This window comes from Flavobacterium sp., from assembly GCF_025352015.1.
Classification (GTDB): domain Bacteria; phylum Bacteroidota; class Bacteroidia; order Flavobacteriales; family Flavobacteriaceae; genus Flavobacterium.
The window spans coordinates 1-4,220 of record NZ_JANXUG010000091.1 but is presented as its reverse complement, the minus strand read 5'-3'; the positions used below and the strand labels follow the sequence as shown (position 1 = coordinate 4,220).

General features: G+C 33.1%; 5 protein-coding genes and 1 pseudogene. All 6 read left to right on the top strand.

Going from position 1 to position 4,220, the window contains the following annotated elements; translation table 11 throughout:
- Positions 1-898 (top strand): site-specific integrase (locus Q0Q96_RS09310; RefSeq protein WP_293874126.1); only part of this gene is annotated, 898 nt, incomplete at its 5' end.
- A 68-nt stretch (positions 899-966) separates the two neighbouring features.
- Positions 967-1,560, top strand: coding sequence for a TetR/AcrR family transcriptional regulator (locus Q0Q96_RS09305; RefSeq protein WP_293874124.1), 594 nt, complete (start codon positions 967-969; stop codon positions 1,558-1,560).
- Positions 1,561-1,618: 58 nt separating this feature from the next.
- On the top strand, positions 1,619-2,797 hold the full coding sequence (locus tag Q0Q96_RS09300; protein WP_293874122.1) for an acetyl-CoA C-acyltransferase: 1,179 nt from the start codon (positions 1,619-1,621) through the stop codon (positions 2,795-2,797).
- Between the two features lie 12 nt (positions 2,798-2,809).
- Positions 2,810-3,388 carry a DUF1572 domain-containing protein gene (locus Q0Q96_RS09295; protein ID WP_293874120.1) on the top strand — a complete coding sequence of 193 codons (579 nt, stop codon included), beginning with the start codon at positions 2,810-2,812 and terminating at the stop codon, positions 3,386-3,388.
- Positions 3,381-3,893, top strand: a complete 513-nt coding sequence (locus tag Q0Q96_RS09290; RefSeq protein ID WP_293874117.1) for a DinB family protein — start codon at positions 3,381-3,383, stop codon at positions 3,891-3,893. The genes Q0Q96_RS09295 and Q0Q96_RS09290 overlap by 8 nt, the downstream gene beginning before the upstream one ends.
- A gap of 1 nt (position 3,894) precedes the next feature.
- Positions 3,895-4,220: pseudogene (locus tag Q0Q96_RS09285) on the top strand (GNAT family N-acetyltransferase); the annotation flags it as partial.

Genomic DNA, 4,220 nt, shown 5'->3' with positions numbered 1-4,220 from the left:
CAAAATCAAAGAACTGGTTGGCAAAGAATACGCACCAGGAACCTTAGAGCGTTATAAAACTTCGTTGAGCCACACAATTGAGTTCTTGCAATGGAAATACAAAGTTTCGGATATTGAGATAAACAAAATAGATCACGCTTTTGTCACCGATTATGAATTTTGGTTAAGAAGTGTTCGGAACTGTGCCAACAATACAGCCGTTAAATACATCAAGAACTTCAATAAAATCATCAAGCTTTGTCTGGCCAATGATTGGCTAGACAAAAATCCATTTGCAAACTACAAATCGAAAGTAAAGGAAGTCGAGAGAGTTTATTTATCTGAAGAAGAAATTCAAAACATCATCAACAAGGATTTCAAAACTGAAAGATTATCATTAGTGCGAGATATATTCCTTTTTAGTTGCTTTACTGGATTAGCATACATTGATGTCAAAAACTTGACAAAATCCCATATCAGCATTGGAATTGATGGCGAAAAATGGATATTTACCCATAGACAAAAAACGGAAACCGCTTCTAAAATTCCAATTCTACCTGTTACACAAATGATTATAGATAAATACGCTGACCATCCAAAAAGTAACAACGAGGATAAACTGCTTCCCATTTTAACCAATCAAAAAATGAATGCTTATCTCAAAGAAATTGCTGGAGTTTGCGGTATTAATAAAGAATTAACCTTTCACATTGCCCGACACACTTTTGCAACGACTGTAACACTTACAAATGGAGTTCCTATTGAAAGCGTGAGTAAAATGCTTGGTCATAAAAACATACAAACCACCCAACATTATGCTAAAATTCTTGATAAAAAAGTTAGTGAGGATATGAAAATATTAAGAGACAAGTTTAATACATCCAACCAACCAGTAATCATTAATAACAAAACCAGTTGATATTTTTTTTAAATAAATATACCATTTGGTATATTTTAATTATATTTGTATCAAATTAGTTTCATTTGATGATGTCAAAAGCCGAACGTACCAAACAATATATAATCGAAAAAACAGCACCCATATTCAACGCTAAAGGATATGCAGGAACTTCTATGAATGACATCATGAATGCAACCGGTTTAACCAAAGGTAGTATTTATGGTAATTTTGAAAACAAAGACGAAGTTGCATTAGCTGCATTTGATTATAATTTTGGCGCAATTATATCATACATAAAACAAAAAATTGAAGTTCGTACTAAAATGATTGATAAACTTTTGGTATATCCTGAAACGTACAGGAATTTTCTAAAATTATCTTTTCTGGAAGCAGGATGCCCAGTATTAAATACATCAACTGAAGCAGATGACACACACCCGATGTTAAGAAAAAAAGCGGTTAATGCCCTTAAATTATGGCAAACATCTATAGAAAAATATATTGAAATTGGTATTGAAACAAAAGAAATTAAAGCCAACACAATTGCTGCTGAATTTTCAGCAATCTTAATGTCGCTTATTGAAGGTGCTGTTATGCAAGCCAAAGTTACTGGTAATTCAACAGTGCTAAATATCACGATGGATTTTTTAGAAAAAATGATTAAAGATTTAAAAGCGTAAAAAAAATTTGAAATTAAATATACCGATTGGTATATTTTATAATAAAATTAAAATAATTATGAACGAAGTATATATCATAGCAGCTAAACGCACTCCAATTGGTGGCTTTTTAGGCAATCTTGCAGAATTTTCTGCAACACAATTAGGAGCAATAGCAATCAAAGAAGCGTATCAATCTGTCGGCATAGATCCCAATACAATTTGTTCGGTATATATGGGCAATGTATTATCCGCAAATTTGGGTCAGTCGCCAGCAAGACAAGTATCAATATTCGCAGGTATTTCAGAAAATACCGATTGCACAACTGTTAATAAAGTTTGTGCTGCTGGTATGAAAGCAACAATAATTGGAGCACAGCAAATTCAATTAGGACTGGAAGATTTGGTCATTACGGGTGGAATGGAAAGCATGAGCAATGTGCCACATTACAACGTACTTCGTAAGCCTGTTAAATTTGGCGATGCAAATTGCATCGATGGATTGCTAAAAGATGGTTTAACCGATGTGTATCACAATTTTCACATGGGAAACGCAGCGGAAATGTGCGTCGAAAAATATGAATTAACACGTGAACAACAAGATGAGTATGCGTTATCATCCTATGCAAAAGCGGCAAAAGCTACAAATGAAGGCAAATTCAGAAATGAAATTATACCTATAAAAATAAATCATAAAACTGGCGAAACTATTATTGATTATGACGAAGATATTTTTAAAGTCACTCCAGAAAAAGTTTCCAAACTAAATCCTGTTTTTGTTAAAAATGGAACTATTACAGCCGCCAATGCTAGTAATCTAAATGATAGTGCCGCAGCTCTTTTATTAGCTTCAAAAGAAGCAGTCGAGAAATACAACCTTAAACCATTAGCAAAAATTATTTCCTATGCTGATGCAGCCCAAGCACCGGAATGGTTTACTACTGCTCCATCAATTGCAATTACAAAAGCTTTAAAACAAGCAAACCTTTCAATAAATGACATTGATTTTTTTGAAATCAACGAAGCTTACGCTGCCGTGGTTTTGGCAAACCAAAAAATCCTTGATTTAGATAGCAATAAAATAAATATTTATGGTGGAGCAGTTGCAATGGGACACCCATTAGGCGCATCTGGAGCTAGAATTATTTGCACATTAATTTCTGTTTTAAAACAGGAAGGAGGCAAATATGGAGTGGCTTCCATTTGCAATGGTGGCGGTGGTGCATCGGCAATAGTAATTGAAAATATCAATCTTTAAAATTGAAATATTATGAACGCAGATTATTTAGAAAGTACCAAAAAGCAATTTGAGTATTACAAAATGCTAGGCGACAAAACCATTGATCAATTGCCAGACGATAAATTATTTTGGCAATACAATGACGAAAGTAACAGCATTGCCATTATTGTAAAACATTTGAGTGGGAATATGTTATCACGTTGGACAGATTTTTTGACCTCCGACGGAGAGAAAGAATGGAGACATCGTGATACCGAATTTGACAACGACATTAAAACCAAAGCCGAACTAATTCAAAAATGGAATGACGGCTGGAATTGTCTTTTCAATGCATTAAATTCTTTACAAGAAGATGATTTCTCAAAAACAATTTATATACGAAACCAAGGTCATTCCATCACGGAAGCCATTAATAGACAACTGGCTCATTACCCTTATCACATTGGACAAATGGTGTTTATTGGTAAAATGATTTGTAATGATAAATGGATTTCGCTTTCAATTCCAAAAGGAAATTCAAACACGTATAATGTTGAAAAATTTTCTAAAGAAAAACACAATGAACACTTTACTGAAGAGTTCCTGAAAAATCCAACGAAAGATGAATAAAAACGAAATAATAACCAATCTCAATACAGAACATTCAGCATTTTGGGACACAGCAATTCATTTGCCTAATGTCAATCTTTCCATAAACGATAAATGGTCTGTTACTCAAAATGTGGAACACATTAATATTGCTTTGTCACGAGTTAATAACTATTTAGCACTTCCAAAATCGACTATCAAATCCAATTTCGGATTATCAGAAAGAACATCTACAAGCAATGAAACAGTTATTAAAATGTTTAAAAATGCGCTAAAAAACGGAGCAAAAGCGACGGGACTATTTATTCCAGAATTAGATCTAAATGCAAACATCGATGTATTAGTCAATCAAGGGAAGGATTTACTCGCAACCTTAATTTCAAATTTACAAAATTGGTCAGAAGAAGAATTTGAAATATACAATTGTCCACATCCAGTTTTAGGAAAATTTACCGTCAGAGAAATACTTTATTTCACTATTTATCACGTGCAACATCACAATGAAACAATCAAAAAAATGATGTAAAATGAGCTTAAAAACAACAGAAACCTATCAAATTGCAAATACTTCAACAGCCGATTTAGACTTCATATATACTCTTTTTGAAGAAGCGATTACTTATATAAAAAAGAATAATTATGTCGGTTGGACTACCTACGACAAAAACTTTATCAAACAGGATATTAAAAAGAGCCTACAATTTAAAATCATGAACGGAAACGACATCTTATGTCTTTTCAGCATTTGTTTTAGTGACGTATTGATTTGGAGAGAAAAGGAAAATGGCGATGCCATTTATTTACACCGGATAGTTGTTAATCCTGCATTCAAGGGACAAAAACAGTTTGAAAA

What these genes read in the sequence shown, in the direction of transcription:
- Q0Q96_RS09295 (WP_293874120.1), top strand. Translation starts at nt 2,810, where the DNA reads ATGAACGCAGATTATTTAGAAAGTACCAAAAAGCAATTTGAGTATTAC.
- Q0Q96_RS09305 (WP_293874124.1), top strand. Translation starts at nt 967, where the DNA reads ATGATGTCAAAAGCCGAACGTACCAAACAATATATAATCGAAAAAACA.
- Q0Q96_RS09300 (WP_293874122.1), top strand. Translation starts at nt 1,619, where the DNA reads ATGAACGAAGTATATATCATAGCAGCTAAACGCACTCCAATTGGTGGC.
- Q0Q96_RS09290 (WP_293874117.1), top strand. Translation starts at nt 3,381, where the DNA reads ATGAATAAAAACGAAATAATAACCAATCTCAATACAGAACATTCAGCA.